This is a genomic window from Chitinophaga sp. 9-1-y, assembly GCF_059511905.2.
Genome location: NZ_CM197955.1, coordinates 3,382,966 through 3,407,921, shown reverse-complemented (window position 1 = coordinate 3,407,921; position 24,956 = coordinate 3,382,966). Strand labels below are relative to the sequence as shown.

Genomic DNA, 24,956 nt, shown 5'->3' with positions numbered 1-24,956 from the left:
TGAAAGAAATGAAATAAACCAGTGCCTACCTTTTGTCCACCGATAAAACGGCTGGAATCGTTAACGAATCAAAGTTATACCTGTATAGAACGCCATTCTAAAATCGGGTAGATCATCCCGTGTTGTTTGTTTGCCCCAAAAACTATTTAACCTGTAATCCTGTTGACCAGACTGCAAAAATTCATTTGCAGTCTGATTTTTTTTATGCTTACTACTTTGCCTTTGCCATCAATCGCTATTACCGGATCTGACTTTTTGGTAGCACATCTGTGATGCTGCTGCCGGTCACCTTGCCATTCTCAACAACCAAATATCTATCGTCGATTAAAGTCAATCTATTCTTGTAATATATCCCTATACATCTGAAGGCTGGTTATTTCACAGGCTGTAAACAGGGGGAATTTTGCCAGTAAGGCTTCACAGATGGATCTTGTACATAAAAAAAGAGCTGAACGTATCCATCTGTTTATCTTTTTTTTATGCTGTTCGTCGACGAATCAAATGCGGGGAAAGGGATTGGTTGTAAATTCGCGCTATTCAGATAGTCCTCTACAACAACCGCTCACCAGATAAATAAGTGGTATGAAAACAGCCGGATATTCAGGAACGCCATTAGCCAAAAAACTGGGGATAAAGCCAGGGTTCAACATCAGGTTGATTAATCCGCCTGACTATTACTATGATCTTTTCCAGGATTGGCCGGCAGATATTAAAGAAGGAACCGACAAAAATTCCAAAAAGGATTTCATCCACTACTTTGCGGTGGCGGCAAAGGAGCTCGAAAAAACAATCATACAACTGCGACACGAAATAACAGAAAACGGAATGATTTGGGTTTCCTGGTATAAGAAGTCGGCCAAAATGGAAAGCGATGTGGATGAAAATATTATCCGGCACATCGCGCTTAACAATGGATTGGTGGATGTAAAGGTTTGTGCCATTGATGAGTACTGGTCCGGACTCAAATTGGTGATAAGATTGAAAGACAGAAAATAATAATAACTATTCTTATTAAACAGCCCCGTTACATCGACTATTACCTGCACTTCAGCGGTGTATAACTGCCGTATGTCTATGAATCAATGTGTCTATCGTCATTGATTTTTCCGTTCGTTTTTTTCGCTCATTTTTGTGTTTGTATTTAGTGTAATAACCCCAAACCACTGGAGCAAACCGGTGTGTTAAAAAATAATAAACCAATGAAAAAGATAATTATTGCACTCGTCTGCCTGCTCGCATACACGGGCAGTGCAGGACAATCTGTTGGCGAAAACTGGATAGCTTCTTACCTGGTCGATACCAAATTAATGCACGTACTGGTACTTTCAGATGGTAGCCTGATGACCTGGGAAGCTGGTGGAACAATGCAACCAATAGCAGGTATTCAAAATGCGGTGCAGGTGTCTGCCGGCTCTGAGTATCTGTTGATATTGGATAAAACAGGAACCGTGTGGGGGCTTGGCAAAAATGATTATTACCAATTGGGGAACCGGGAGCTTTCTGAAAAAGGAACAAGGATCAGCGCAACACCCGTGAAAGTGGAAGGATTGAACGATGTGATTGCCATCAGCGCATTCAGAAGCACCAGCTATGCACTCCGCAGAGATGGAACTGTTTGGGCCTGGGGAAAGGGCAACAGTGGTATGTGCGGGGATGGAGGAAAACTATTAAGCTGGAGTGTTTCCGCCAGCACTGCCGGAAAAAAGAGCCCGGTACAGGTGACCGGCCTGGATCATGTGAAAGCAATTGCAGGTCCAATAGCACTTAAAGAAGACGGAACGGTGTGGACATGGGGAGATGGTACCAATGGCAGGTTGGGAACAGGCACCATACAGTCCACCAGCACGCCCGCGAAAATAGAGGGACTTAATAATGTTATTGCCATTAGCACCAACTGGGATGGAGGTTATGCACTTCACCAGGATGGAACGGTGAGTGTCTGGGGGTACAACTATAAAGGCCAGCTTGGCACCGGCGTACGTTCGGCAGACTTGTATGATGACTCTAAATTTGTAAAGAGCCTGGTACCGGTTAAAGTGGGAAAACTCTCCAACGTAAAGCAGTTCAGCGCCAATTCCAGCATTTTGGCCCTGTGCAAAGATGGCACTGTGATGGGATGGGGCTGGGGAAATTTATATGCGCTGGGGCCATTGGGAGATGATGTAACGTCGACGCCTGTACGCGTACATGGCCTTGCGGGGGTAAAAGCGGTGAAGGCCGGCAATGGGTTAGGTTTTGCCCTGTTGAATGATGGCACGCTCATTGGCTGGGGGGCCGATATGCTCGCCACTGGTCTTTATCACCAATCCAGCAAAGTAATTCGCATTAAAAGCCTGGGAACATTGGCCCCGCTGTAGTTGTATGTTAAATGTATTTCAAAGTACCCCGCTCTCTTTGCGTGAAAGAGTGGGGAAACACCTGGCCTTTTGGTTGATCGTCATTGTGCTGATGACATCCGTTTACAATGTAGGAATGCCGGGATATACCATAACACTCATGGTGGTGTTGTGTTTTATCCCGCTTTATATGACCTGTTTCTATGTACTGGCTTATGGGATAATGCCACGTTATCTTTATCCACGTAAACAGTTAAAATTTGTTGGGGCATTACTGGTATGCGTTTTCTTCAATGTGCTGGCATTCCGCACCATTGAAATTACGGTCGCTGATCCGTTTATTTACCGGATAATGGTACAGCTGAAGGGGCCGTTCGTATGGCATAAGCTGGATGGTAGTTTCATGCAGCAGCTGCTGCAAGGGCCTTATCTTGTCAAAGCACTGGAACAAAGCAGCATTGTAATGCTGGTGGCATTTTCAGTAAAGTTTTTTAAGATGTGGTCCGAAAAAAGACAGGTGGCTTTACAGGCGGAGCTTGACTTTTTAAAAGCCCAGATCCACCCGCATTTTTTATTTAATACTTTAAATAATTTATACTCCCTTACCCTGGAACAATCATCGCAATCGCCCAACATTGTGCTGGGGTTATCCAATATACTGCGCTACATGTTGTACGAGTGTAATACAGACAGTGTATGGCTGACCCGGGATGTAGAAATACTGCAAAATTATGTGGACCTCGAGAAAATCCGCTATGAAGAAAGGCTGGACCTTCATTTCAAAATTACCGGTAATCTTACCGGGCACCAGGTTCCCCCGCTATTGATGTTACCCCTGGTGGAAAATGCTTTTAAGCATGGTGCTGCAGAATCAACAGAAGCCCCCTGGATCAATATTGAATTAAATGCAGGGATTGACAATAAACTGGTTTTTAAGATCAGTAATAGTAAGCCCGAACGAAAAACCGCCAGCAGCCCAAAACAGGCAGGAAGGATAGGCTTGTATAATGTGCGGAAGCGATTGGAACTGTTATATCCAAAGCAACACGCATTTCACTGCTATGAGGAAGAGGATTGTTTTATCGCTGAGTTGCTGCTGCAATTATCTGCTAAAAAATTAAATGATCGTGATCAGAACACTCATCGTAGATGATGAACCACATGCGGTAGAAGTCATCAGAAAATATGCTGTTAACATTCCTGAAATAACGCTGGTAGATACCTGTGATAATGCGCTAAAAGCTTTTCAGCTTATTCAATCTGCCAACATTGACCTGGTATTCCTGGATGTGAAAATGCCCGGACTATTGGGAACAGACCTCGTACGCAGCCTGAAAAAGCCACCCATGATCATTTTTACCACCGCCTACCACGAATATGCTGTTGACGGATTTGATCTCAATGCAATTGATTATCTCCTGAAACCCATCCCGCTGAAGCGCTTCCTGCAGGCTATGGATAAGGTATTGCATTATTTGAATGGGGGAAAGAAAGATGAGCCAGTACAGGAATCTTCTCCCATTTCTAAAGGGCCCGCAGATCTTTTTTTATACCTGCGGGTAGAAAGAAGATTGTTAAAGATCAATACAAAGGATATCCTGTGGATTGAAAGTGTAAAAGACTATATCAAAGTAGTCACAAAAGGTAAAACGTTCGTTTCAAAACAAAAGATCAGCATAACGGAAAAACTGCTTCCCATTGATGAGTTCCTGCGGGTGCATCGTTCTTTTATTGTCCCGGTGAATAAAACAGATAAGTATCATCCAAATTATATGCTCATTGCCGGCAGCAAAATTCCCATTGGACGGAATTATAAACAGATTTGTGCTAATAAATTTAACCCGGAAACAGGTGTCCTTTATGCGCCGGGATAAGTGTTTGGGAGCTTTAAGCTCCCTGCTGTTGGGCGATAAATTACGGCATACGGCAACGAACTTTGTTGTATGTCGACCAGGTTTAAATAGCTACAGATTATCGCCCATCTTGCGTCTTTATTGAACCCAAATAAGCGAAGAAAAATGAAAATGAAACTTTATTACTGTGGTGTAGCATTGCTGTTGTTAACTGCCTGTTCGAAGAAAGGAAACACTCCCACAAATTTCGTAGTAGACGAAGGCCTGTCGGCAGTAGAATGGACTGGTAGTGCGCCCGACCATTTCCACAAAGGCGCTTTTAAAGTGTCTGGTACTTTTGAAACAAACGGTAAAGGAGCCGTAACGGCGGGTACTTTTTCCATCCCGATTGCCAGTATTACCGACTTTGATCTTAAAGATCCCGTGCTGCTAAAACAATTGTTGGATCACCTGAAAGGGCCTGAATTTTTTGACCTGGCGGTACATCCGGAAGCTGGTTTTCGTATTACAAAAGCAGAAACGCTCAGCGAAACTACTTCCTCCGCAAATACAAAGCTGACCGGTGATTTTACCCTGATTGGCCAAACACATACCATCAGTTTTCCTGCGATTGTATTGACCCGGGGAGATAATATTTCGGTGAAAGCTACATTTAAGCTGAACCGGTTGCAATGGGGCATGAGCAACTATAGCGACCCTAAGGGAACGCTCTATATTCTTCCGGATGTAGATATTACTTTAGATATTTTAGCTAAGCCCGTCAACAAATAACACCGTAAAATGCCCGCCACACGGGGTGCTGCGTGGCGGGAAATTTTTTAGAAAAAATTTTCCCGCATAATGCTTATCATTACGGAAACAGAAAGAGCACTATGCGATTTTATTCCACGTTATTAAGTTGCCTGTTATCTGTGCAGGCTTTCGCCCAGGACTCCATGCCTGCCACTGTTGCAGACAATGCCCGACCTACACTGGTATCCAAACAGTTTGCCTTTACAGAGGGCCCGGTTGCAGATAAAAAGGGGAACATTTATTTTACTGACCAACCTAATGATAAGATCTGGAAATATAATACCGACGGCCAACTGTCTGTTTTTCTGGAGAAATCAGGACGCTCCAATGGTTTGTATATGGATGCCAAAGGCAATATCATAGCCTGCGCAGATGAGCTCGACGAATTGTTATCCATCTCTCCCAAAGGGAAAATAAAAATACTGGTAAATAATTTCGGGGGACACCGGCTCAATGGGCCCAATGATGTTTGGGTAGCGCCCAATGGCGGCATTTATTTTACAGACCCTTATTATCAGCGTGACTACTGGCAGCGTAAGCAACCAGACATCAAAGAAGAAAGGGTGTATTACCTGGCGCCGCGTGCAAAAGCGCCGGTGATCGCCGTAGCCGACTTAGTAAAACCCAACGGGATCATTGGTACCCGTGATGGTAAACAGGTATACGTGGCCGATATCAACGGCGGGAAGGTATATCGCTACGAAGTGAACAAAGATGGGACGTTGTCCGGTCAGCAGTTAATGGCGGCCAAAACCACCGACGGACTGGCATTAGACAGCGATGGTAATCTATATCTCTGTGGCAACGGCATTACCGTGATCAATAAAGATGGGCAGCAGATAGGCCATATTCCCATTCCCGAAAGCTGGACCGCCAACGCCTGTTTCGGAGGTAAAAACAATGATATCCTGTTCGTCACCGCCGGCACCAGCATTTATACCCTGAAAATGAAAGTGAAAGGAGGGGAATAGCCGGATAAATTTTGTGGGAAGTTGTAATATTGCGTCTGAAACTAAAAGTAAAGTTATGTCAGTTGCAATGGATATCATGCGCTCCCTGGATCCCGCGGGCCTGGAAAGGTTTAAAATTAACCTGGATACCCCGGTGCAGCCCGAGAAAATAGGAGAGGTGTGGACGCTGAAAGTGGTGCCTTTCGAACAAACTGCCGCCAGCAGGAAAGCCTTCGATCAATTGTTTGATAATAATAGAACCGCTAAATCCTGGGTGGTGGAAAGCAAAGCAGAAGCCATTGCCGTGGTACAGGAGCTGTATACACAATATGCCGGTAAACTGCCACAACCCTTTGATGAAAACTTGTTGAACATTGGAGACTATCCGCCAACCGGACGTTACTCGATACTCATACACGTAAAAGACATCTGGGAATAAATATTTTTTACACTTACCTGTGGAATTTTTCTTTGCCTGCATCTGCCTGATATGAGGTTTAAAAAAGTTGGGTGGGCCTTACTTTTTTTAGCTGCCTGTTTGCTGGCCTGCAAAGAAAAAAAGAAAGCAACCACCGTACCGCGTGTATCCGAAAAGCCCATGATGGTGCCGGATCCTGTAGTGCTTCGCCGCAAAGCCGATCAGTTAAAACAATATGCTGCGACACATGGCTACAATACCCGCTATGGGTTCCTGGCCGACTTTAAGGTGTTTTCCGGTGGCAAAAGATTTGTTTGCTATGATTTGCAAGAGCATAAAATTATCAGTACCGGTTTAGTATCACATGGACAAGGACCCGATGTGCGCGCCGAAAAAGTGGTGTTTTCCAATGTGGAGGGCAGCCATTGTTCTTCACTGGGGAAATATCGTATAGGCGGTAAGTATACCGGCCGTTTCGGTACCGCCTATAAATTGTACGGACTCGATAGTACTAATAGTAACGCGTTCAACCGTTTTGTGGTGTTACACAGTTATCCTACGGTACCTGGTACTGACCAGCTGGAAGGTATTGTACGCAGCGATGGTTGCCCGATGTTGAACCCCGCCTATTTTTCCACCCTGGAGCCCTACATTGATAAGGCTGCTCAGCCAATACTACTCTGGATTTACCGTTGACAGTGGCGGAAGGTACAGGTCATAATACCGTTTCACCAACAGCTTAATATATCTTTTGAGATAAGGTTCATTGAGGAAAACGTTTGACCAGTTATCATAACGGTTACATTGTACTCCCAGGTAAAAGAAATACAATGCTACGCCGAGGGCGGGCAATAACCGTTCTTCTTCTGCAGAAATGGGGGTAATGGAGTTGTAACCGTCGAGAAAGGCTTTGGTCCGTTCCTGGCACTCGTCCATTTCCCGGAATACGTTATGCTGCTGCAAAATGTAGTAAGCAATGTCCAGGCATTGCCAGCCATTACCGCAGAAGTCAAAATCAAAAATGGTGATATCCCCGGTGGCATTGATGTTCATGTTATCAAACCAGATATCCAGGTGTACTACGCCCTTCCGGAGGGCGCTGGTGTCTGCGTTCCGGAGCTCCTGTAAAAGGTATTGCTGTGCATCCCTGAGAAAAGCCATTTCTGCAGTATCAGCACCCAGGAAAGGTTGAATAGCCGGCAGGGATTCTTCCAGCAGGTTAGTAGCAGTATAGGTAACCCGGTTGAGTGGGAAATGCTGTGTGAGCTGGTGCATACGGGCCATCACGGTCCCAATTTTAAAATGTAAGTCCGGGGAATACATCGGCATTTTTTCGCCGGCGGCAAATGTAAATAGCACACCGAACCGGTTGCCTTCCGGGGCTGGAAGCGTTTGCAGGTAATGGCCATTCTTATCTGGTACTGCCCAGGAAACAGGCATATGATGGTCTTTCAGCAATTGGAGCAGCCGTATTTCTTCGGAGATCTCTTCCGCCGTTCTCCAATGTAAGCTGTATACGCGGAAAACAAAGTTACCAAGATGGGTAGTTACCTGGTAGGTATCATTGATGCCAGATTTAATCAGGCGGCATTCCACACCCGGTGCTGCGTCGTATTGCGATTGCAGGAACAGCGCCAGGTGTGGTGCCGACAATTGGGAACTAGAAACGGGGAAATGATTCATGGGCTACACTTAAAATGAAAAAGGGAGCGCCAAGGTAATCAAATTTTTTTATTGTGCTTTGGGCACGGGTAAGTCCAGCCGCATCAGGATATCTATTTGCTTCTCATCGCCCAGCATAAAAGGGTGGGTATCAAACTGGGTGAAGCCATTTCTTTGATAAAATCCAATCGCTTTGGTATTATGTTCCCATACGCCCAGCCAGAGGAAGGGCGCTTTTACTTCTTTGGCTGCATCTACAGCACGGCTAAATAACAGCTGACCAATTTGTTGTCCCTGGTGCGACTTCAAAACGTATATGCGTTCGAGTTCTACTGCCCGGCTGTTGAATAATTCCGTCTGCGCCGTTTTGTAATTCAGCTTCATATAGCCAATGGGTTGGGTTTTTAGCATGGCAAAGAAGAATTCAGAATCCGGGTTACTCATTTCAGCGGATAATTTTGCGAGACTGAGATTTTCCTGCAGGTAATGCTTCATGTTTTCCGGAGTATTGTCGGCCGCAAAGCTTTCCTGGAATGTTTGCCTGGCAATTTGTTGCAACAGTTCTACCTCCGCTGTGATAGCGGGTACGATAAGTATGTTATTCATTTTTTTGTGGCTTGTTAATAATAGGTATTATTTATTTAATTTTCGGGTATGCTAAACTCAAGAAAAACGGGTATCACGATTTTGCTACTACTGGTGGTGGCCAGCTCTCTGCTGGCTGCACGGACGTTAATGGTTCATCAAACTTTCACGAAGAAAATGAGGGCGGCCATACCGGATGTACGGGAAGGCGACATTATTTTTCAGATATCGGAGTCCGATTTTAGTACAGCCATTCAACGGGCAACACATTCCAAATATAGTCATTGCGGAATAATTTTAAAACAGGATGATGATCAATGGTATGTATATGAGGCATTACAACCGGTAAGATATACGCCGCTACGCGACTGGATCGCACGGGGAAAGAACGGGCATTATGTAATTAAACGGCTCAAAAACGCCACCACCCTGATTACGCCGGCAGTGGTCACTAAAATGAAGGCTGCAGGTCGCCCGTTTATTGGAAAAGATTATGATGCATATTTTAGTTGGTCGGATGAGCGGTTGTATTGTTCAGAATTGGTTTGGAAGATATATAAAGCAGCCACCGGCCTGGAAATAGGAGCATTGCAGCCCTTGAAAACATTTGATTTGAGCAGCACTGCGGTTAAACAGCAGATGAAGGCCATCTATGGTAATCATATTCCCTTAGATGAAAAAATAATTTCGCCGGTAAGTATGTTTGAATCGCCGTTATTGGTAACCGTGACGGAGTAAGCCAGGTGAATGCAGGTAACAGACAATTGTTACCTGCATTCGTAAACGACCAACTTTATTTCGCAAGAAAGTCCGGCAATGAGATACCCAGTATATGATTCCAGCCGTCTGAAAAATTCTTTTCTGCAAAGGCCGCATCAGCAGGGAATGTATGTATCCCTGTATGGGTGAGTACCAGCCTGGTTTTGCTGCCTTCCGGGAACAATTCCCAGGTGACTTCCGAATCGCCGGCGTAGCCTTCATATCGCCAGGTGTAGCTGAGCTTTTTAAGTGGCTCCACCGCTGTGACTTTGCAGCGATGTACATATTGCTGTTCCTCACTACCGGCAGTAAAACTGAATTCAAAGCCCGGTCTGGCTTCAAAGGCCGGCAATTGAAAATACCATTGTTTTAGTTTTTCATTGTCTGTAAGTGCTTCCCATACTGCTTTTACAGGTGCATTCAACGCACGTTCAACAACAAGCGGCTTGTTACTCATAAATCATTGTTTTATAAATGAATAAATATGGTTCCTTGCTGCATTTTTTATTCCGACTGCCTTTTCCTGCGCGGTGATTTAGTGGGTTTGGCAAGAACAGTCTCCAGTTCGTCCAGCTTGCCCGACCAGAAAGCATGATATTGCGCGGTCCAGTCGGCCACCGTTTTCAATTGTTTTAAATCGGCGCTGCAGTACCGTTCCCTGCCTTCCTGCCGGATGGTGATAAGGCCACATTCTGTCAGGATACGGATATGCCGGGATATGGCCGGCCGGCTGATACCGAAGTTATCCGCAATACTATTCAGGTTTAACGAAGCATTTGCGAGTAAACCTATGATCTGCCGCCGGGTAGGGTCGGCTATTGCCTGAAATACATCTCTTCTCAAAAGAACTGTTTTAAGTTATGTAACCTTTCAGTTACAAATATAAGTAACCATTTGGTTACGGAAAGTTTTTTTTGAGAACAGCGCATTTGTAAAAAATGCACAATTCTCACTGGAGAATATTATTTTACACGATGCAATGCTTAAACCACATGATGAATAAACTAGCGCTTACCTTATGCTGCCTGGTACTGGTACTTACCACTATGGCACAATCGAAAAAACTGGATATCGTTTTTATTGGAAACAGTATTACGCACGGCGGTGGCCTGGCGAATCCGCAACAAGATGCACCACCTGTGAAAGGCTGTGAGTGGTTGCAACAGGCCTTACCCAATTACCAGGTAAATTACAGCAACCAGGGCGTGAGCGGATCCACTACCGTCGACTTCTTACCTGCCACGAATCGTTTATTCAACAACGTTATAAAAGCGGCGGATGTGTTTAAAAGCGATAAAGACGCTACGCTGGTGTTTTCGATGGTACTGGGTACCAACGATAGCGCTATCGAAGGACCCAATGGTTCCCCCGTATCTCCGGCAGATTATAAAACAAATGTGAAAACAATACTGGATCGCCTGTTAGCAGACTATCCCGGCTGCATCATCATTTTACATCATCCTATCTGGTATAGTCCCAATACACAAAACAGCTCCCGCTACCTCGCGGAAGGACTGGCACGGCTACAATCCTATTTCCCGGTGCTGGATGCCGTAGCAGCGAGCTACAAAGCATCGCATCCTAAACAGGTATTTATTGGTAACACCAGCGGATTCAAATACTTCGAAAAGCATCCGGAACTGTTTATCCAGGAACATGGAAAAGCAGGTACTTTTCAGTTGCACCCCAATGAACAAGGGGCTGCTCAACTGGGCGTACTCTGGGCAAAGGCTATCAAAACAGTGATAGGGGGACTAAAGTAGTTGTGAAACCTAAAGCGGGATATTTATATGTCGCCTGCTTTGATAATATATACCTGCATGGACGCGACCATTACTGTATTACGTACGCTGCTGTTACCTGATTTTCCGTCTGCTTCTGCTATCGCATATGCCAATGGGCATTTGTACCTGGTGGGCGATGATGCTACGTGCATACTCGTACTGGATCAGGATTACCAGGTAATGGCAAGTATTCCCGTAGCGGAAGCGCCGGACAAAAGGATCCCTAAAGCAGTAAAACCGGATTTTGAAGCGGCCACGGTGATAACATGGCAGGAACAATCTTACCTGTTCGTCAGTGGATCATTGGCTACACCATCTCGTTGTCAGTTATTATTGCTGCCATTGGCAACGGGGCAGCCATTACAACGTTTTTCTTATCCAGCTGCTTTCCTGTCGCAATTACCGGCGAGTGGCGTGAAAGAACTGAATATAGAGGGCGCTACAGTGATCGGAAATACACTGTTACTCGGTAACCGCGGGCATAATGGCTACCCTTTTAACCAGGTATTACTGGCGCCGAATGGTTTCTGGGAGCAGCCGGATATAGATGTCTCCGTATTGCCGTTAACGTTAGCAACGCCAATCCCGGAGTTTGCCGGCGTATCTGAACTTTGTTATGTTCCGGAGAAAGACTGGCTCCTGTGTACCTTGTCGTCTGAGGCTACTACCAATGCGTATGACGATGGCGTTATTGGTGATAGTTATATTGGATGGATCACCAACATCTCCCAAAAACTAACCCACACTTCATTGGTAATAGAGGGATGGCTGAATCTGACGACTGCCTCACCTGTTTTTAAGCAGGAGAAGATAGAGGGGATCTGTGTAGAAAGCATCTCAGCAGACCAGCTGATACTTCACCTGGTATCTGATAATGATGGGGGAGAGAGCCGCCTGTTTAAAGTGCAGTGTTCTTTTACCCACAAAAGTTGATTGATATAAAATTAATATCTTCGTAATATGGATATAGCATTTGATGAATCAGGACTTGCTGTGAAATACGATGAGGGTATTGATGACACCCTGGAATGGGAAAATGTAGTACGTATTTCAGGCTACAAAGTATATGCGTACCCGGGAGAAGCTACCTTCCTGGTGTTTGAAGCAGCCGATGGCGAAACATTGGAAGTATCCGATGAAATGTCCGGCTGGCTGGAACTAATAGGTGGCCTGCACGAGCTCTTTAAATTATCGCCCGGTTGGGAAGAGCAGCTGACAGATATAGAACCCGGTGAAGACGACGTGACTTTTTTTGAGAAATAATTAGAGTAGCGTAAAGCAAAAAGCTATCGTAGCGAGTAATCAGTGGGGGATTTATTCCTGCACTGATTACTCGCTACGATAGCTTTTTGCTTTACGCTTTTTGCTTTCTGCTATTCAGATTTCAAACTATTCACCGGGTTGGCCAGGGCTGCTTTTACGGCTTGCAAACTGATGGTAAGCAACGCTACCAGCATTGCCCCCACACCGGCTACAATGAATACCCACATGCTCAGTGAAATACGATAGGCAAAATCCTGCAACCAGTTGGTCATAGCCCACCAGGCCAGCGGAAAAGCAATGGCGGCGGCCAGAATTATCAGCTTCAGGAAATCACCCGTTAGTAATCTTATGATGCCCGTAACACTGGCCCCCAACACTTTCCGGATACCTATTTCTTTGGTACGCTGTGCGGCCGCAAATGATACGAGTCCGAATAATCCCAGGCAGGCAATGCCGATCGCAAAAATGGAAAACAGCATGAACAGCTCACCCAGGCGCTGTTCCTCCCGGTATTGCCGATTAAAGGCCTCATCCTGGAAGAAGTAATCGAAGGTCATGGCCGGTACCACCCGCTGCCAGATATTGCCTAAACTGGCCACTGTAACAGCCGTATGCCGGGTATTTATTTTAAGACTGATATAGTTTAACCAATGAGGATTATAAAAGATTCCCATAGGGGTTACGCCCTTTTGTAAAGAACTGAAATGAAAATCTTTATATACACCACAAACAGTGCCCCAGCCCCAGTCGAATTCCTGTCCCAGTGCTTCTTCCGGCGTTTTCCAGCCAAAGAAAGGCAACGCCGCTTCATTAATCATGATATCCCCCGATTTCTTTGTGGTATCTTTTACCATACTGCATAGCCGCCCTGCCAGTAATTTGATATTATATGTACGGAAAAACTGATCATCCGCAGAAATGAGTCGCGTATCTGTTTTTTTAGTGGGATCATTTTTGAGTCGGAGCAGGTTGTTGCCAAATTCCTGCCCCGGTACATTGGCAGAAGCACTCACCGACAACACATCCGCCTGTCCTTTAAATTGCGCGATCAGTGTCTTAATATTTTTGTTGGCGTCACCACCATTGACCGGCACCACCAGTACCTGCGACTGATCAAACCCGAGGTCATAGCTCTTCATGTATTGCAGCTGCTTGTATACCACAATGGTAGCAACGATGAGTAAAATGGAAATGGAAAATTGCGTTACCACCAGTGCGTTCCGGAGATATTGCGTTTTCACGCGCAGACCATGCCGTTGTACAATCCGGGAAGGCGTGAAGCCGGAAAGCACAATAGCAGGGTAAATGCCCGCCAGCACGCCGATCAGCATACTGATACCAAACCCGGCGCCAATGATGCGTGGCTGCAGCAACACGCCCATGGTAAAGTTTTTATCGGCCACCTGGTTGAAAAATGGTAACAACAGTATCACCAGCAATCCTGCCATCACAAATGCAAAAGTGCTGAGCATCACGGCCTCGGTCATAAACTGAAGCACCAGCTGGGAACGCTTCGCACCAATCAATTTTCGCACACCTACTTCTTTGGCGCGGGTAGTAGCCCCGGCAGTAGCCAGGTTCACGAAATTGATGCCCGCTATCAGCAGGATAAACAGGGCTACAAAAGACAGGATGCGCACATAATAGGCATCGCCGGTTTTACTGAGTTCATAGCGCAGGTGAGAATGCAGATGAAGGTCGGCCAGCGGCTGCAGAAAGTACGTATATAGCTGTCCGTTAGCTTTAATTTGATCTCCTACATATTGATACGCGAGGAACTTAATTTGTTGTTCGAATGCAGCTGCAGATACACCCGGCCTGAGCTTGATAAAACTCTGTACCATAGTGCCATGCCAGTTATCGTTGTTCCGCCGGAACCACTCCTGATTGTTGAATGCCACCGCAGAAATAATAAAATCCGGGCGGAAGTAGGTGTTAGCTGGAATATCTTTTAACACCCCCGTTACCCGGTAGTGCTTCTCACTGACGGTGATTATTTTGTTGAGATAGTTACTGGCATTATTTTCTTTACCAAGATACTTTTCCGCCTTGGCGGCTGTCAGTAAAATGCCATCTGCCTCATTCATAGCAGTGCGTGGATTGCCTGCCAGTAAAGGATAGGGGAGTACTTCCAGGAAATTACTATCGGCGATGTAAATCGCTTTCTCCGGAATTTGTTTTTGCGCGCCCGCACTGATCACTGAATTATTAATATAGTCAAAAATGCGTGTGGCACTTGCTACCTGCGGATAAGCCAATACTGCTTGTCGCAGGTTACCGGGGGTGGAAGCAAACCGCAACGCATCATTAGTTTGGGTTTTTACTTCCTCTCCAATGCGGTATACCTGGTCACCCTGCGGTAACCACCGGTCATAACTGTATTCATCCACTACATAAATGGTAATAAAGAAACAGGCCGCAAGTCCCATCGTCAAACCAGCAAGATTCAGTATACTATGTGTGATATGCTTCTGAAAGCTCCGCCACGCAATTTTGAACTGACTTTTGAACATGATAAATAATGTTATGAATAACCAGCAGGCGAAGGAAATGCCAACTTATAGTGTATTGATAATCAGTGTTAAATTATGGATTTGTTGTCCGCTTTTATATAAGCGATGTTCATTAATGAACACCTTGAAAAGATTGGCCTCTGATACGGATCTTCCACGAAGCCTTTCCTCAATTTTTACCGGCTGTGTAATTAATAGCCCTTGTATGTTTACTACAAAGTAAATTTATCTACTGCGAAAAATAACTCCTGCATATTAGTCTATTGATTTGGTAGACTAAAAACTAGTTGGTACTTTTAACCTTGAATTGAAATCTAATCGCAGTCATCTGTCATCGGTTTTATAAACAGTTTTATCAACTGGCCCTGGTATATCAGCAGGCATTTACCCAAATGCTTCCTCTTTCACAGACATGGCAACAGCCTGTGCGGGGCCTCAAAAATCACCTATGGATTCTTTTTACTTTCGGTCTTTAAAAGAAAAATGGCGGAGTGTAATACTGCTCCTTACTTTACTGACACCTTTATTCCTGCTGGCCCAGGAAAAACGTGCAGTCGTTACCGGTACCGTTCAAAGTGAACGGCAACAAGGAATACCGGGAGTATCAGTAGTGGTAAAGAATGAAACTACCGGGGCAACAACTTCCGCACAAACTAACGCCAGCGGCGTATTCCGGATAATAAACCTCGCTGCCGGCGGCCCATACAGCATACAATTTACTTCTATTGGTTTTGAACCAGCGCAAGTAGGAGGGCTTACCTTATCAGACGCTACTCCCCGCCAGGTAAATATCACCCTGAAAGAATCTACTTCCTCCCTGAACCAGGTAGTAGTGGTGGGATATGGCGTGCAACGCCGTAAAGAAATCACCGGCGCCGTGGCTTCTGTACGGGCAGCCGATCTGAAAGATCAGCCCGTCACCAGCTTTGAACAGGCTATTGCCGGTAAAATAGCCGGCGTACAGGTATTGCAGAATACAGGCGCCCCCGGAGGAAGTATCAGCGTACGTATCCGCGGCCTCAATTCTATCTCTGCCGGCATCGATCCATTATACGTAGTAGACGGCATCCCCTTGTCGAACGACCTGAAAAACCTCCAGGGATCTACAGATGTAGTGAATATCAACGGACAGGCATCTTTCCAGAAATCTCCTGATCCGCTCAGTACCCTGAACAGCGACGATATTGCGTCTATCGACATCCTGAAAGACGCTTCGTCCGCCGCTATCTACGGCTCCAGGGCCTCTAACGGCGTGGTCATGATTACCACGAAGAAAGGCAAAACAACAGGCCCGCCTTCCTTCGGATACAGCATGTATGCCGGCTTTCAGCAAGCCAGCAAAAAAATAAAAGTGATGGATGCCTACCAATGGTCGAAGTTCAGCTTTGATGCGAAAAACAACGCCTACCTGGACTTTAAACCATCCGGTAAAATCACGGATGACAACGCCACCAGGGGGAACTCCAACTACCAGATTGCCCCGGAAATATTGCCTTACCTGGCAGGCAACCCCGGCCTCACAAACACCGACTGGCAGGATGCCCTCTTCAGAACCGCCCCCATTCAAAATCATACCCTGTATGCTTCCGGTGGTAACGAAAAGTTCCAGTACTATGTGTCCGGCAACTACCTCGATCAGAAAGGGATCATTCTTGGCTCCGGCTACAAAAGATATGGATTGAGAGCCAACCTCACCGCCAACCTCACGCAGAAACTGCGGATAGGCGTTTCCGTGAACCCCACCTACGATCACTACGACCTGATCAACAGTGAAGGCCCGTGGACATTCGACGGCATCCTTAGTAACGCTTTAAAAGCATCACCCATATTCCCGGTATACAACCCTGATGGTTCACTGGCCACCAATCGCCAGAATATCTGGGCCTATGGCTACTCCGGTGGCGAAAATCCCGTGGCACTGGCCACACAGATAGACGATAAAATGGATCATGTCCGCAACCTCGGAAACGTGTGGGGAGAATATGAAATTATCAAAGGCCTGAAGTTTAAAACCTTCTTTGGCACAGATATCAATCACTTCAGCCGTAACTACTTCCGGCCTTCTACATTAGGCAGCTATAAGCCTATCCAACAGGGAGCACCTACCATTCCAAAAGGATCGGCGCAATCAGCGTTGTCTGCCAACTGGCTCTGGGAAAATACCCTCAACTACCAGTTTAACCTGCATGAAAAGCACCGCTTCGATGTGCTGGCTGGTTACACTTCACAGAAGAACACCACTAAAGCCAGTGAAACGGTAGGTACCGGGTTCCCTAACGATGCCGTACATACGATTAACGCCGCTACCATTACCAGCGGCACTTCTACTGAATCACAATGGTCGTTGCTGTCGTACCTCGGCAGGGCGAATTATAACTACGACGATAAATACTTTATCTCTGCCAGCATCCGCGCAGACGGCTCCTCCCGTTTTGGTAAAAACAATAAGTGGGGCTATTTTCCGGCCGTGTCAGGTGGATGGCTGATCAGCAATGAGTCGTTCTTCAAAGTAAAAGCGATCTCTGAACTGAAAGCCAGGGTGAGCTATGGTACCTCCGGTAACTTCCAGATAGCCAACTATGCGTCTTACGACCTGCTGTCCTCTAATGGATATGTGCTTGGTAATGGCGCTGGCACTGCTGTGAATGGTGTGGGATTATCTCAGCCTGCCAATGCTGATCTTACCTGGGAAAAAACAGTACAACTGAATGCCGGTATCGACATCGGCCTGTTTACGAACCGCATCTACCTCAGCGCGGACTACTACCGGGCTACTACGTCCAACCTCTTACTGAATGTGCCGGTGGCGCTCAGCTCTGGCTTTGGTACGGCTTTGAAAAATATTGGTAAAGTACGCAACAGCGGGGTGGAATTTGGTTTGAATACCCGTAACCTGACCGGTGCTTTCGTGTGGAATACCAGCTTCAACATCTCTGCCAATAAAAATGAAGTGTTACAACTGGGCGCCAACAATGCACCCATCATCTCTGATGGTGGTAATGGTACTATCTCCCAGCTGTATATTACCCGGGTAGGATCACCTATTGGTAGCTTCTATGGCTATGTAAATGGCGGCTCATTTAAAGACCAGGCGGCCATTGATGCCTATCCGCATTACGCCACCACTAAACCCGGCGATCGCAAATTCATTGACGTGAACGACGACAAGAAAATTGATGCGAACGACCGGACCGATATCGGTAGCTATTTTCCTAAATTCATATGGGGCCTCACGAATGAGTTTAAGTACAAGGGCTTTGACCTCACCGTTGCATTACAAGCATCTAATGGCAATAAAATCATGAACCTGCAACGCCGCTTCCTGTATAATGGAGAAGGTAATGCTAACCAGATGATAGAGGAGATGGGCTACTGGAAGTCGCCCGCCGAACCAGGCGATGGCAACACCATCCGTCCTAACCGCGTTACCACCGGTAACAGCGCACAGCCCAGTTCTTTCTTCGTGGAAGATGGTTCTTATGTGCGTTTGCGTAACCTGACCCTTGGCTACACCTTTGATCAGAAACTGCTGCATAATAAAGTACAGGGACTGCGTGTATACGTATCCGGGCAGAACATCTATACCTGGACCAAATACACCGGTTACAACCCGGAAGTAAATGCCAGACCGGATAGCCCGTTATCGCAGGGAGAGGACTATGGTACTTATCCATTACCCAGAACATTCACCGCAGGTGTTAATCTTTCATTCTAAAAACAGGAATTTATGAAGCTGAATATAAAAATAGCAGGGTTGTCGCTGATAACGGTTATATCTTCCTGCAGCAAAGATTTTATCAATCTGACCCCGGTCTCTAACCAAACTACCGCCACTTTCTATAAAACCGCGAGCGATTTTCAGCAGGGGGTGAACGCTATCTATGATGGGCTGCAAAACACACGCCTATATGGGAAATCCGCTTACTACCTGATGGAAGTAAGAAGTGATAATACCGATATCCTCGACAGGGGCGCCCTGGGCGGCGTGGCTTCTCAGATAGATTTATTCACGGAAACTACTACGAATCCATTTCTCACAGATGTATACGCCGGCGCTTATGTGACCATCTCCCGCGCCAACGCAGTGCTGGATCAGATAGATGCCGCCGCCATCCCCGATTCTTCCAAAAAGCAATTCAAGGGAGAAGCACAGTTTTTGAGAGCGTTCGCGTATTTCGACCTGGTACGTCTGTACGGGAAAGTACCGCTGGTGATCAGAACTGAAACAACGGCTGAAGCGCAGAACGACAAACGTAATGAGGTAGCAGATGTATACGGCCAGATAGAAAAGGACCTGCAATCCGCCGCCACCTTACTTCCTGCTACCTACAGCAACGCAGCAGATTACGGCAGGGCTACCGCCGGCACGGCCAACGGCTTATTAGGAAAGGTATATGTAACAGAGAAAAAATGGCCCGCCGCTACCGCTGCACTTAAAAACGTTACCGGCTATACGTTGTTGGCAGACTATGGCAGCTTATATAATCCGGCCAATGCCATCAATAGTGAAGTACTGTTTACAATCCGTTACAAGAAGGGATTAAGTCCTTCAGAAGGTAATACCTACTTCACAGACATGGTACCGTTTTCCTTTTACTATAACGGTGTCGCCTATGGGGGATCTAACAACAACCGCCCTACGAACAACCTGGTGGCTGCCTACGAAAAAGACGATAAGCGCTTCGCCGCCTCGCTGGACACGATATCGTATAAAAATGCTACTACCACGCAGGTAGGAAATTATGTAAAGAAATACCTGGACATACCCGGTGCCACCGGCGATGGCGGCAGCAGCTTCCCGGTATTACGCTATGCAGATATCTTACTCCTGCAGGCGGAAGCCCTCAACGAGCAAGGCTATAGCGCAGCCAATGGCCCCGGTTCTGCCTTTGACTACCTGAACCAGGTAAGGGTAAGAGCCGGACTGAAAGTGAAAACATCCACTGACCTGCCTGATCAAAATAGTTTCCGGGATGCCATCTTCGCCGAGAGAAGAGTGGAACTGGCTTTCGAAAATAATCGCTGGTTCGACCTGATCCGCTATGCCAAGGGATTGGCCATTATGCAGGCGCATCTGTTGAAAGAATATAACCTGGCTACGCCGGTATTAACCCCTGCGCGGCTATTGTTTCCTATTCCGCAAAGCGAAATAGATCTTCACAGAGACCCGGTTAACTTCCCGCAAAATCCTTAAGGGTGGCCAGGTTGAGATAAAAGAAAGGATATGAATCGTTTTATTTTTATGTTGCTGGGAGCACTTTATGTGCTCCCGGCCCGGGGACAACATGCCAGTGACAGTGTATGGATACAACAACACTATTACAAACAGGAACTACGTATACGCATGCGCGATGGCACCGGCCTGTTTACGGCCGTATACATCCCCACAGATACCACCCAAAAACATCCGGTGTTGATCACCCGTACACCTTATTCGGCCGCGCCATATGGTGTGCAGCAACTCACGCCTAATCTCTGGAATAGCTACTGGTACCAGTATGCAAAGGAAGGATATATCATCGTGGTGCAGGATGTGCGTGGCCGCTGGATGAGTGAAGGGCAATTCCAGGATATCCGTCCGTTTAATCCGCATAAGCAGGGCAACGAGATCGATGAAGCCAGCGATACCTATGATACCATCGACTGGCTCCTGCAAAATATTCCGCACAACAACGGAAATGCTGGCGTGTTTGGAATTTCTTATCCCGGATTTTACACTACCATGGCGGCATTGAGTAAGCATCCGGCATTGAAGGCTGTAAGCCCCCAGGCGCCGGTAACGGATTGGTTTCATGGAGATGATTTTCATCATAATGGCGCCTTCTTCCTCATGGACTGTTTCGGTTTTTATACCAAAGGCTTTGGCTATCCCCATCCCAAACCTATATCGGTGGCGCCTGTGCAGGCGTTGAAGCTGCCCTGCGCCGACAATTACAGTACCTTCCTGAAAATTGGCACCATCAAAAATTTCACGAAGCTAACTGGTGATAGCCTGGCTTTCTGGAAAGAAATCATTGCGCATCCGCAGTACGACGACTGGTGGCGGGCCCGCGATCCACGTAATTATGTGGATCACCTGCAGCCGGCAGTATTGGTAGTAGGCGGCTTGTTTGACGCAGAGGATTGCTATGGTGCCTGGAATTTGTATAAAGCCATTGAGCGGGGTAATCCGGATACCCATTTTAACAAGCTGGTGATGGGGCCCTGGTATCATGGGCAATGGGCTTCTGCAGACGGCACCCACCTGGGTAATGTCCAGTTTGGTGATAATACAGCGGCCTGGTACCAGGAACATATTGAGGTGCCTTTTTTTAATTACTACCTCAAAGGAAAAGGTGATTTGACTGCCCTTGCAGAAGCAAATATCTTTTTTACCGGGGAGAATCAATGGCGGCAGTATACGCAGTGGCCGCCGGTAGCCGAGGAAAAGGAGCTTTTCCTGCAGGAAAACGGGCAACTGGGATGGGAGCGTGGAACCGCAGGTTTTTGCGAGTACGTGAGTGATCCTGCGCACCCGGTGCCTTATACGGAAGACGTACATTATGTACGTACCCGTGATTATATGACGGATGACCAGCGATTTGCTTCCCGGCGTGCCGATGTATTGACTTTTGAAACCGCGCCACTCACCACAGATATAACGATAGGAGGAGTGGTAACCGCAGATCTGCGTGTAAGCATTACGGGTAGTGATGCTGACTTTGTGGTGAAATTGATAGATGTGTTTCCGGACGACTTCCGTTATCCCAATACGCCTCCTCCCAATAAAACCCGTGATGCCGGTGGGCCTTATCCGTTGGGTGGTTACCAGATGCTGGTGCGGGGAGATATTTTCAGGGGCCGGTTCCGGCATGGTTTTGAATCGCCGGCAGCTTTTGAACCTGGAAAAATTGAGCAGGTGAAATTCCAGTTACCGGATGTGGCCCATACTTTTCAGAAAGGTCACCGGTTGATGATACAGGTGCAGAGTAGTTGGTTTCCTTTGGCAGACAGGAACCCGCAACAGTTCGTGAATATCTATGAGGCTACTGAAAAAGATTTCGTGAAGGAAACGATCCGTATTTATCATGACCCCAAAAATAGCTCTGGTATTGTGCTCCCGGTACTGAAATAATCAGGGCCGTTTAAAATGGATTTCCAGCTTCATTTGCCGGCGTTTGTTGTTATAGATTTCCTCATCTTCCCGGACAATAACGAGTTGCTGTGGGGAAAGTACCCGTATCCGGAAGGTGATGGCATCGCCACTGGGTTCCTGCAGGGTAAGTTCCCTCGTGTCACGGTCCATGATATAGGAATCATACCGTTGTCCTCCATCTACCAAAGTGCCATTCTCTTTAAATACCATCAGGTCAACAGGGCTGAAGCTGGTATCTATTTTTTCAAATGACTTCTCATTGTTTTCAATGGCGCTGATGATGGATTTTACGGGTTGCCATTTCCCGGTGATTTTCCCGTTGGTTTGATTGGCGGGAATGTTGCTGCAACCCAATTGCAGGAAACAGGACAGGAAAAGTATATATAAGCTGTTCATATTTCGTATCTTTAAATAGTCTGATCCTGGCCGTCTGGGTATCTGTGTGCCCGCTGGTGCTGATGATGCTATTGCTATTGATCAGGGGTGTTGAATTACTGGTAATCGCTTGCTTTGGTGTATCCGGTGCTCATCTTTTCATGTGTCTCGTGTTTGTTACCCAAATGTACAAAAAAGGGGTGTTGCACTCATCAACAGGTATTTCCGCATATTGTTTTACCATCGAAAAAGTTTGTACTATGGCAGAGAATATTGCAGCGCCGTTTATACCTGCGCAATATGTAGGAGAAGCTACTACTACGTCGGAAGAAAAGGAACTGGTGCATGAAGCAGCGGCTATAGACTTTTTTAAAGTAACCATGAACCGGTTATCCGATGTAAATAAGTGGGCCGGTATGAGCGGAAGCTTGTCTTCAGAATTTCAACTCACCGATCTGACAGGGAAAGCCATTGAAGGGCCGGCAGAAACGGGCATGTATATACGAATTAATATTCCCGGCCCGGGCACCACTGCCGGTAAGGGTTTCGATTGGGTGAAGATAGAACAGAAGGAACATGTGATGCTGAATGAGCACCAGGAAATATTTTTCATCCGGGCAAGGCCATCGGAACACCCCATACAGAAAAGCGCAGGTATTGCGCATTTCCTGCGGAAGGAAGCCAGTAGTTCTTTTGTACTGGTCAGAAGTGGGGTGACCATTACCGCCACGGTATATGGCCGAAATGAAGTGCCAAATACAAAAGGAGTAGATATCAACGACAAGATAAGAAATGCCGTAGTAGGCGCCACCGGCGCCATGGGCATGTCTAAATTGCAATGGAAGGCATTGGTAAAGGGAGTACTGGAATAGCCTACAGTTGTCGTTCCCTGTCCAGGAAACTCAACGTTTTCATTTGTGCCTCTACTTCGTCAATCGCCTTCATCAGGTTATTCTTCGTATTCGTTAACGCTGTGAGTGCAAGTACCATTCGTTGCCATACCGGCTGCATCTCCGTTACCAGCGCTTTTCCTGCTTCCGTTAGTTGAATCAGTCGTTTCCTTTCATCCAGTTTATCTTTTTTGGAACGGATTAGTTTCTGTTTTTCCAGTTCTTTCAGCAGGCTGATGGTAGAGGGGTGGGTGTAACCTATTTCCGTGGCAATTTCCACCACCGATAATACCGGTTTAAAATGCAGGGTATAGATTACCGGGAACCACTTTGGCTCAAACTCAATACCATTCGCCTTGTAGATCAGCTGCCCGTCTTTGCGCAGCTGATCAGCAAGGCGTTGCAACCGTGTGGAAATAGCCAGTATTCCCGATTCGTCGATTACATTTATCATGGCTTGTCGTGGTTAATGTGGAGGTGATAAAATACGTTGTCTGCACTCATCACCGGGAAATAAGATGGTAAATCCGCCTTTTGAATAACTTTAAAGTGGTTGCGTTCATAAAAGCGGATGGCCGCTTCCAGCTTGTTTACCGTACCCAGGTAAAGGTCTGTGATTCCTACTGTTTTGCAATGAGCGATCAATTGATCGAGCAATTGCTGTGCAAGCCCTAACTCCTTACCCCGGAATTCCTTTTTTACAAACATTTTGCGAATGGCGCCGGCATGGTGACCAATGGAAATCAGGGCAATAGTACCCGCCAGCTGTTCATCTACCATAGCCCCCCAGAAGCCGCCGCCGGTCTGGTGGTAATTCTTCTCAATATCATTCAGGTCTGGCTGGTCCTTAATGGTAATGGGAATATTAAATTCCAGTTGCTGAATAGGCAGGATAATGTCTATTATTTGTTGACAAAATTGGTTGTCAATCATTCTGATAGTGGGTTCCGTACTCATTTACATAGATTTATAGTATAAAACTACGTAGTTGACTACATAAATCAAAATTTATTTTAAAAATCCCGCTATGCCATCATCCTGCCTGAGAACGATTCATTTCAGTCAAACCTTTGTACTGCAGCAAAGCCATCAGGGCTACCCAGGCCGCAATAGCGAGGATAATCAGCGAACCAATCAGGGTGATCATCTGCCGGCATTCAATCACCACGAGGATGCTGGCAAGTACCCAGCTAATATCCAGCGCGGTCACCAGCTTCGTCATACCCGTGGTGATAGGCGACCTGGTAGCCGTGTACAAGACCAGTCCACCAAATAACAACAGGAAGATGCCGGTTGCCTCGAAAAGGAATACCTGCGTGATGCCGAAGATGCCGGCAAAAGGTGTTGCCAGTACCAGGAATAAGAGACCAGCGGCAGCAGAGCTGAGCGCGTTGACTACTAAAACGGTTTTAAGCTGTTTCATAAGTTGATATTTTTTAACAAAGGTAGGTGGGAGAGCAGGGGTAGCTGTTACCATAACGCGACAAACAATTATCATTTTACGACAGGTTAACGGTAACGGCTATATTCAATTGTGGGGATGATAAGTTGATCAGGGAAGCCGTGATAATAGGGAAGAATGAGGGGGGAAATATAGAAAATGAATTGTTAATATTTTTCATATTCTTGCTTATGTTTTTA

General features: G+C 46.4%; 26 protein-coding genes. 16 read left to right on the top strand and 10 right to left on the bottom strand.

Translation table 11 applies throughout. From position 1 onward, the window contains the following. The first annotated feature begins 582 nt into the window (after nucleotides 1-582). The 8 genes from AC5ZC7_RS13530 to AC5ZC7_RS13495 all read left to right on the top strand — a co-directional run bounded on the left by AC5ZC7_RS13530 (nucleotide 583) and on the right by AC5ZC7_RS13495 (nucleotide 7,045). Entirely contained in the window at nucleotides 583-996 is a 414-nt protein-coding gene (locus AC5ZC7_RS13530) for a four helix bundle protein (RefSeq protein WP_496161841.1), read from the top strand. A 203-nt stretch (nucleotides 997-1,199) separates the two neighbouring features. Beyond that, nucleotides 1,200-2,357 carry an RCC1 domain-containing protein gene (locus AC5ZC7_RS13525; protein ID WP_496161840.1) on the top strand — a complete coding sequence of 386 codons (1,158 nt, stop codon included), beginning with the start codon at nucleotides 1,200-1,202 and terminating at the stop codon, nucleotides 2,355-2,357. A gap of 4 nt (nucleotides 2,358-2,361) precedes the next feature. Continuing rightward, a complete protein-coding gene (locus AC5ZC7_RS13520; protein ID WP_496161839.1) occupies nucleotides 2,362-3,489 on the top strand; it encodes a histidine kinase in 1,128 nt (375 codons plus the stop codon). Next, entirely contained in the window at nucleotides 3,458-4,210 is a 753-nt protein-coding gene (locus tag AC5ZC7_RS13515) for a response regulator (protein ID WP_496161838.1), read from the top strand. The genes AC5ZC7_RS13520 and AC5ZC7_RS13515 overlap by 32 nt, the downstream gene beginning before the upstream one ends. 144 nt (nucleotides 4,211-4,354) lie before the next feature. Continuing rightward, entirely contained in the window at nucleotides 4,355-4,960 is a 606-nt protein-coding gene (locus AC5ZC7_RS13510; RefSeq protein ID WP_496161837.1) for a YceI family protein, read from the top strand. A 101-nt stretch (nucleotides 4,961-5,061) separates the two neighbouring features. Next, complete coding sequence (locus AC5ZC7_RS13505) at nucleotides 5,062-5,952, top strand: SMP-30/gluconolactonase/LRE family protein (protein WP_496161836.1); 891 nt, start codon at nucleotides 5,062-5,064, stop codon at nucleotides 5,950-5,952. A gap of 55 nt (nucleotides 5,953-6,007) precedes the next feature. Continuing rightward, complete coding sequence (locus tag AC5ZC7_RS13500) at nucleotides 6,008-6,370, top strand: hypothetical protein (protein WP_496161835.1); 363 nt, start codon at nucleotides 6,008-6,010, stop codon at nucleotides 6,368-6,370. Nucleotides 6,371-6,421: 51 nt separating this feature from the next. Continuing rightward, a complete protein-coding gene (locus tag AC5ZC7_RS13495; RefSeq protein ID WP_496161834.1) occupies nucleotides 6,422-7,045 on the top strand; it encodes a murein L,D-transpeptidase catalytic domain-containing protein in 624 nt (207 codons plus the stop codon). Here the strand turns inward: AC5ZC7_RS13495 and AC5ZC7_RS13490 are convergent. Both AC5ZC7_RS13490 and AC5ZC7_RS13485 read right to left on the bottom strand, forming a co-directional pair. Further along, complete coding sequence (locus AC5ZC7_RS13490) at nucleotides 7,025-8,032, bottom strand: phosphotransferase (protein WP_496161833.1); 1,008 nt, start codon at nucleotides 8,030-8,032, stop codon at nucleotides 7,025-7,027. The two genes, AC5ZC7_RS13495 and AC5ZC7_RS13490, sit on opposite strands and share 21 nt — an antisense overlap. A 48-nt stretch (nucleotides 8,033-8,080) precedes the next feature. Further along, complete coding sequence (locus AC5ZC7_RS13485) at nucleotides 8,081-8,617, bottom strand: GNAT family N-acetyltransferase (RefSeq protein ID WP_496161832.1); 537 nt, start codon at nucleotides 8,615-8,617, stop codon at nucleotides 8,081-8,083. 48 nt (nucleotides 8,618-8,665) lie between these two features. Here AC5ZC7_RS13485 and AC5ZC7_RS13480 point away from each other — a divergent pair, with 48 nt between their 5' ends. Then, nucleotides 8,666-9,334 (top strand): YiiX family permuted papain-like enzyme, encoded by a 669-nt coding sequence (locus tag AC5ZC7_RS13480; RefSeq protein WP_496161831.1) that lies wholly within the window; start codon nucleotides 8,666-8,668, stop codon nucleotides 9,332-9,334. A 55-nt stretch (nucleotides 9,335-9,389) separates the two neighbouring features. On the opposite strand, the gene AC5ZC7_RS13475 is transcribed toward AC5ZC7_RS13480, so the two are convergent. Beyond that, entirely contained in the window at nucleotides 9,390-9,812 is a 423-nt protein-coding gene (locus AC5ZC7_RS13475; protein ID WP_496161830.1) for an SRPBCC domain-containing protein, read from the bottom strand. A 47-nt stretch (nucleotides 9,813-9,859) separates the two neighbouring features. Further along, nucleotides 9,860-10,198: a metalloregulator ArsR/SmtB family transcription factor gene (locus AC5ZC7_RS13470; RefSeq protein ID WP_496161829.1), complete on the bottom strand. Its 339-nt coding sequence runs from the start codon at nucleotides 10,196-10,198 to the stop codon at nucleotides 9,860-9,862. Between the two features lie 149 nt (nucleotides 10,199-10,347). Between AC5ZC7_RS13470 and AC5ZC7_RS13465 the strand changes: the two genes are divergently transcribed. From AC5ZC7_RS13465 to AC5ZC7_RS13455, 3 genes are read left to right on the top strand one after another with little or no spacing between them, the layout of a single operon-like run. Further along, entirely contained in the window at nucleotides 10,348-11,118 is a 771-nt protein-coding gene (locus AC5ZC7_RS13465; protein ID WP_496161828.1) for a GDSL-type esterase/lipase family protein, read from the top strand. A 57-nt stretch (nucleotides 11,119-11,175) separates the two neighbouring features. Continuing rightward, nucleotides 11,176-12,072 (top strand): DUF6929 family protein, encoded by an 897-nt coding sequence (locus tag AC5ZC7_RS13460; protein ID WP_496161827.1) that lies wholly within the window; start codon nucleotides 11,176-11,178, stop codon nucleotides 12,070-12,072. A gap of 27 nt (nucleotides 12,073-12,099) precedes the next feature. Further along, entirely contained in the window at nucleotides 12,100-12,402 is a 303-nt protein-coding gene (locus AC5ZC7_RS13455; protein WP_496161826.1) for a hypothetical protein, read from the top strand. A gap of 110 nt (nucleotides 12,403-12,512) precedes the next feature. Here the strand turns inward: AC5ZC7_RS13455 and AC5ZC7_RS13450 are convergent, their stop codons facing one another. Next, nucleotides 12,513-14,915: an FtsX-like permease family protein gene (locus AC5ZC7_RS13450; protein WP_496161825.1), complete on the bottom strand. Its 2,403-nt coding sequence runs from the start codon at nucleotides 14,913-14,915 to the stop codon at nucleotides 12,513-12,515. A 448-nt stretch (nucleotides 14,916-15,363) separates the two neighbouring features. Between AC5ZC7_RS13450 and AC5ZC7_RS13445 the strand changes: the two genes are divergently transcribed. The 3 genes from AC5ZC7_RS13445 to AC5ZC7_RS13435 are packed head-to-tail and all read left to right on the top strand — an operon-like array spanning nucleotide 15,364 to nucleotide 22,029. Beyond that, the gene (locus tag AC5ZC7_RS13445; protein WP_496161824.1) at nucleotides 15,364-18,630 is read left to right on the top strand and encodes a SusC/RagA family TonB-linked outer membrane protein; all 3,267 of its coding nucleotides are present in this window, start codon (nucleotides 15,364-15,366) and stop codon (nucleotides 18,628-18,630) included. A gap of 12 nt (nucleotides 18,631-18,642) precedes the next feature. Beyond that, nucleotides 18,643-20,109 carry a RagB/SusD family nutrient uptake outer membrane protein gene (locus AC5ZC7_RS13440; protein WP_496161823.1) on the top strand — a complete coding sequence of 489 codons (1,467 nt, stop codon included), beginning with the start codon at nucleotides 18,643-18,645 and terminating at the stop codon, nucleotides 20,107-20,109. 30 nt (nucleotides 20,110-20,139) lie between these two features. After that, complete coding sequence (locus tag AC5ZC7_RS13435; protein WP_496161822.1) at nucleotides 20,140-22,029, top strand: CocE/NonD family hydrolase; 1,890 nt, start codon at nucleotides 20,140-20,142, stop codon at nucleotides 22,027-22,029. Here the strand turns inward: AC5ZC7_RS13435 and AC5ZC7_RS13430 are convergent, their stop codons facing one another. Continuing rightward, nucleotides 22,030-22,446, bottom strand: coding sequence for a hypothetical protein (locus AC5ZC7_RS13430; RefSeq protein ID WP_496161821.1), 417 nt, complete (start codon nucleotides 22,444-22,446; stop codon nucleotides 22,030-22,032). A 239-nt stretch (nucleotides 22,447-22,685) separates the two neighbouring features. On the opposite strand from AC5ZC7_RS13430, the gene AC5ZC7_RS13425 reads away from it, so the two are divergent. Then, on the top strand, nucleotides 22,686-23,297 hold the full coding sequence (locus AC5ZC7_RS13425) for a hypothetical protein (RefSeq protein WP_496161820.1): 612 nt from the start codon (nucleotides 22,686-22,688) through the stop codon (nucleotides 23,295-23,297). A gap of 1 nt (nucleotide 23,298) precedes the next feature. Here the strand turns inward: AC5ZC7_RS13425 and AC5ZC7_RS13420 are convergent, their stop codons facing one another. The 4 genes from AC5ZC7_RS13420 to AC5ZC7_RS13405 all read right to left on the bottom strand — a co-directional run bounded on the left by AC5ZC7_RS13420 (nucleotide 23,299) and on the right by AC5ZC7_RS13405 (nucleotide 24,937). Further along, entirely contained in the window at nucleotides 23,299-23,769 is a 471-nt protein-coding gene (locus AC5ZC7_RS13420; protein ID WP_496161819.1) for a MarR family transcriptional regulator, read from the bottom strand. After that, entirely contained in the window at nucleotides 23,766-24,272 is a 507-nt protein-coding gene (locus AC5ZC7_RS13415) for a GNAT family N-acetyltransferase (RefSeq protein WP_496161818.1), read from the bottom strand. Before AC5ZC7_RS13415 ends, AC5ZC7_RS13420 begins: the two co-directional genes overlap by 4 nt. A 76-nt stretch (nucleotides 24,273-24,348) precedes the next feature. Continuing rightward, nucleotides 24,349-24,738 carry a hypothetical protein gene (locus AC5ZC7_RS13410; RefSeq protein WP_496161817.1) on the bottom strand — a complete coding sequence of 130 codons (390 nt, stop codon included), beginning with the start codon at nucleotides 24,736-24,738 and terminating at the stop codon, nucleotides 24,349-24,351. A 76-nt stretch (nucleotides 24,739-24,814) separates the two neighbouring features. Then, complete coding sequence (locus AC5ZC7_RS13405) at nucleotides 24,815-24,937, bottom strand: hypothetical protein (RefSeq protein WP_496161816.1); 123 nt, start codon at nucleotides 24,935-24,937, stop codon at nucleotides 24,815-24,817. Nucleotides 24,938-24,956 lie beyond the last annotated feature (19 nt).

Excerpts from the sequence above, each read along its gene's own strand:
- AC5ZC7_RS13480 (WP_496161831.1), top strand. The coding sequence starts at position 8,666 with ATGCTAAACTCAAGAAAAACGGGTATCACGATTTTGCTACTACTGGTG.
- AC5ZC7_RS13520 (WP_496161839.1), top strand. The coding sequence starts at position 2,362 with ATGTTAAATGTATTTCAAAGTACCCCGCTCTCTTTGCGTGAAAGAGTG.
- AC5ZC7_RS13490 (WP_496161833.1), bottom strand. The coding sequence starts at position 8,032 with ATGAATCATTTCCCCGTTTCTAGTTCCCAATTGTCGGCACCACACCTG.
- AC5ZC7_RS13455 (WP_496161826.1), top strand. The coding sequence starts at position 12,100 with ATGGATATAGCATTTGATGAATCAGGACTTGCTGTGAAATACGATGAG.
- AC5ZC7_RS13505 (WP_496161836.1), top strand. The coding sequence starts at position 5,062 with ATGCGATTTTATTCCACGTTATTAAGTTGCCTGTTATCTGTGCAGGCT.
- AC5ZC7_RS13425 (WP_496161820.1), top strand. The coding sequence starts at position 22,686 with ATGGCAGAGAATATTGCAGCGCCGTTTATACCTGCGCAATATGTAGGA.
- AC5ZC7_RS13410 (WP_496161817.1), bottom strand. The coding sequence starts at position 24,738 with ATGAAACAGCTTAAAACCGTTTTAGTAGTCAACGCGCTCAGCTCTGCT.
- AC5ZC7_RS13440 (WP_496161823.1), top strand. The coding sequence starts at position 18,643 with ATGAAGCTGAATATAAAAATAGCAGGGTTGTCGCTGATAACGGTTATA.
- AC5ZC7_RS13465 (WP_496161828.1), top strand. The coding sequence starts at position 10,348 with ATGATGAATAAACTAGCGCTTACCTTATGCTGCCTGGTACTGGTACTT.
- AC5ZC7_RS13460 (WP_496161827.1), top strand. The coding sequence starts at position 11,176 with ATGGACGCGACCATTACTGTATTACGTACGCTGCTGTTACCTGATTTT.
- AC5ZC7_RS13450 (WP_496161825.1), bottom strand. The coding sequence starts at position 14,915 with ATGTTCAAAAGTCAGTTCAAAATTGCGTGGCGGAGCTTTCAGAAGCAT.
- AC5ZC7_RS13430 (WP_496161821.1), bottom strand. The coding sequence starts at position 22,446 with ATGAACAGCTTATATATACTTTTCCTGTCCTGTTTCCTGCAATTGGGT.
- AC5ZC7_RS13475 (WP_496161830.1), bottom strand. The coding sequence starts at position 9,812 with ATGAGTAACAAGCCGCTTGTTGTTGAACGTGCGTTGAATGCACCTGTA.
- AC5ZC7_RS13485 (WP_496161832.1), bottom strand. The coding sequence starts at position 8,617 with ATGAATAACATACTTATCGTACCCGCTATCACAGCGGAGGTAGAACTG.
- AC5ZC7_RS13495 (WP_496161834.1), top strand. The coding sequence starts at position 6,422 with ATGAGGTTTAAAAAAGTTGGGTGGGCCTTACTTTTTTTAGCTGCCTGT.
- AC5ZC7_RS13415 (WP_496161818.1), bottom strand. The coding sequence starts at position 24,272 with ATGAGTACGGAACCCACTATCAGAATGATTGACAACCAATTTTGTCAA.
- AC5ZC7_RS13435 (WP_496161822.1), top strand. The coding sequence starts at position 20,140 with ATGAATCGTTTTATTTTTATGTTGCTGGGAGCACTTTATGTGCTCCCG.
- AC5ZC7_RS13405 (WP_496161816.1), bottom strand. The coding sequence starts at position 24,937 with ATGAAAAATATTAACAATTCATTTTCTATATTTCCCCCCTCATTCTTC.
- AC5ZC7_RS13510 (WP_496161837.1), top strand. The coding sequence starts at position 4,355 with ATGAAAATGAAACTTTATTACTGTGGTGTAGCATTGCTGTTGTTAACT.
- AC5ZC7_RS13500 (WP_496161835.1), top strand. The coding sequence starts at position 6,008 with ATGTCAGTTGCAATGGATATCATGCGCTCCCTGGATCCCGCGGGCCTG.
- AC5ZC7_RS13525 (WP_496161840.1), top strand. The coding sequence starts at position 1,200 with ATGAAAAAGATAATTATTGCACTCGTCTGCCTGCTCGCATACACGGGC.
- AC5ZC7_RS13420 (WP_496161819.1), bottom strand. The coding sequence starts at position 23,769 with ATGATAAATGTAATCGACGAATCGGGAATACTGGCTATTTCCACACGG.
- AC5ZC7_RS13515 (WP_496161838.1), top strand. The coding sequence starts at position 3,458 with ATGATCGTGATCAGAACACTCATCGTAGATGATGAACCACATGCGGTA.
- AC5ZC7_RS13530 (WP_496161841.1), top strand. The coding sequence starts at position 583 with ATGAAAACAGCCGGATATTCAGGAACGCCATTAGCCAAAAAACTGGGG.
- AC5ZC7_RS13445 (WP_496161824.1), top strand. The coding sequence starts at position 15,364 with ATGGATTCTTTTTACTTTCGGTCTTTAAAAGAAAAATGGCGGAGTGTA.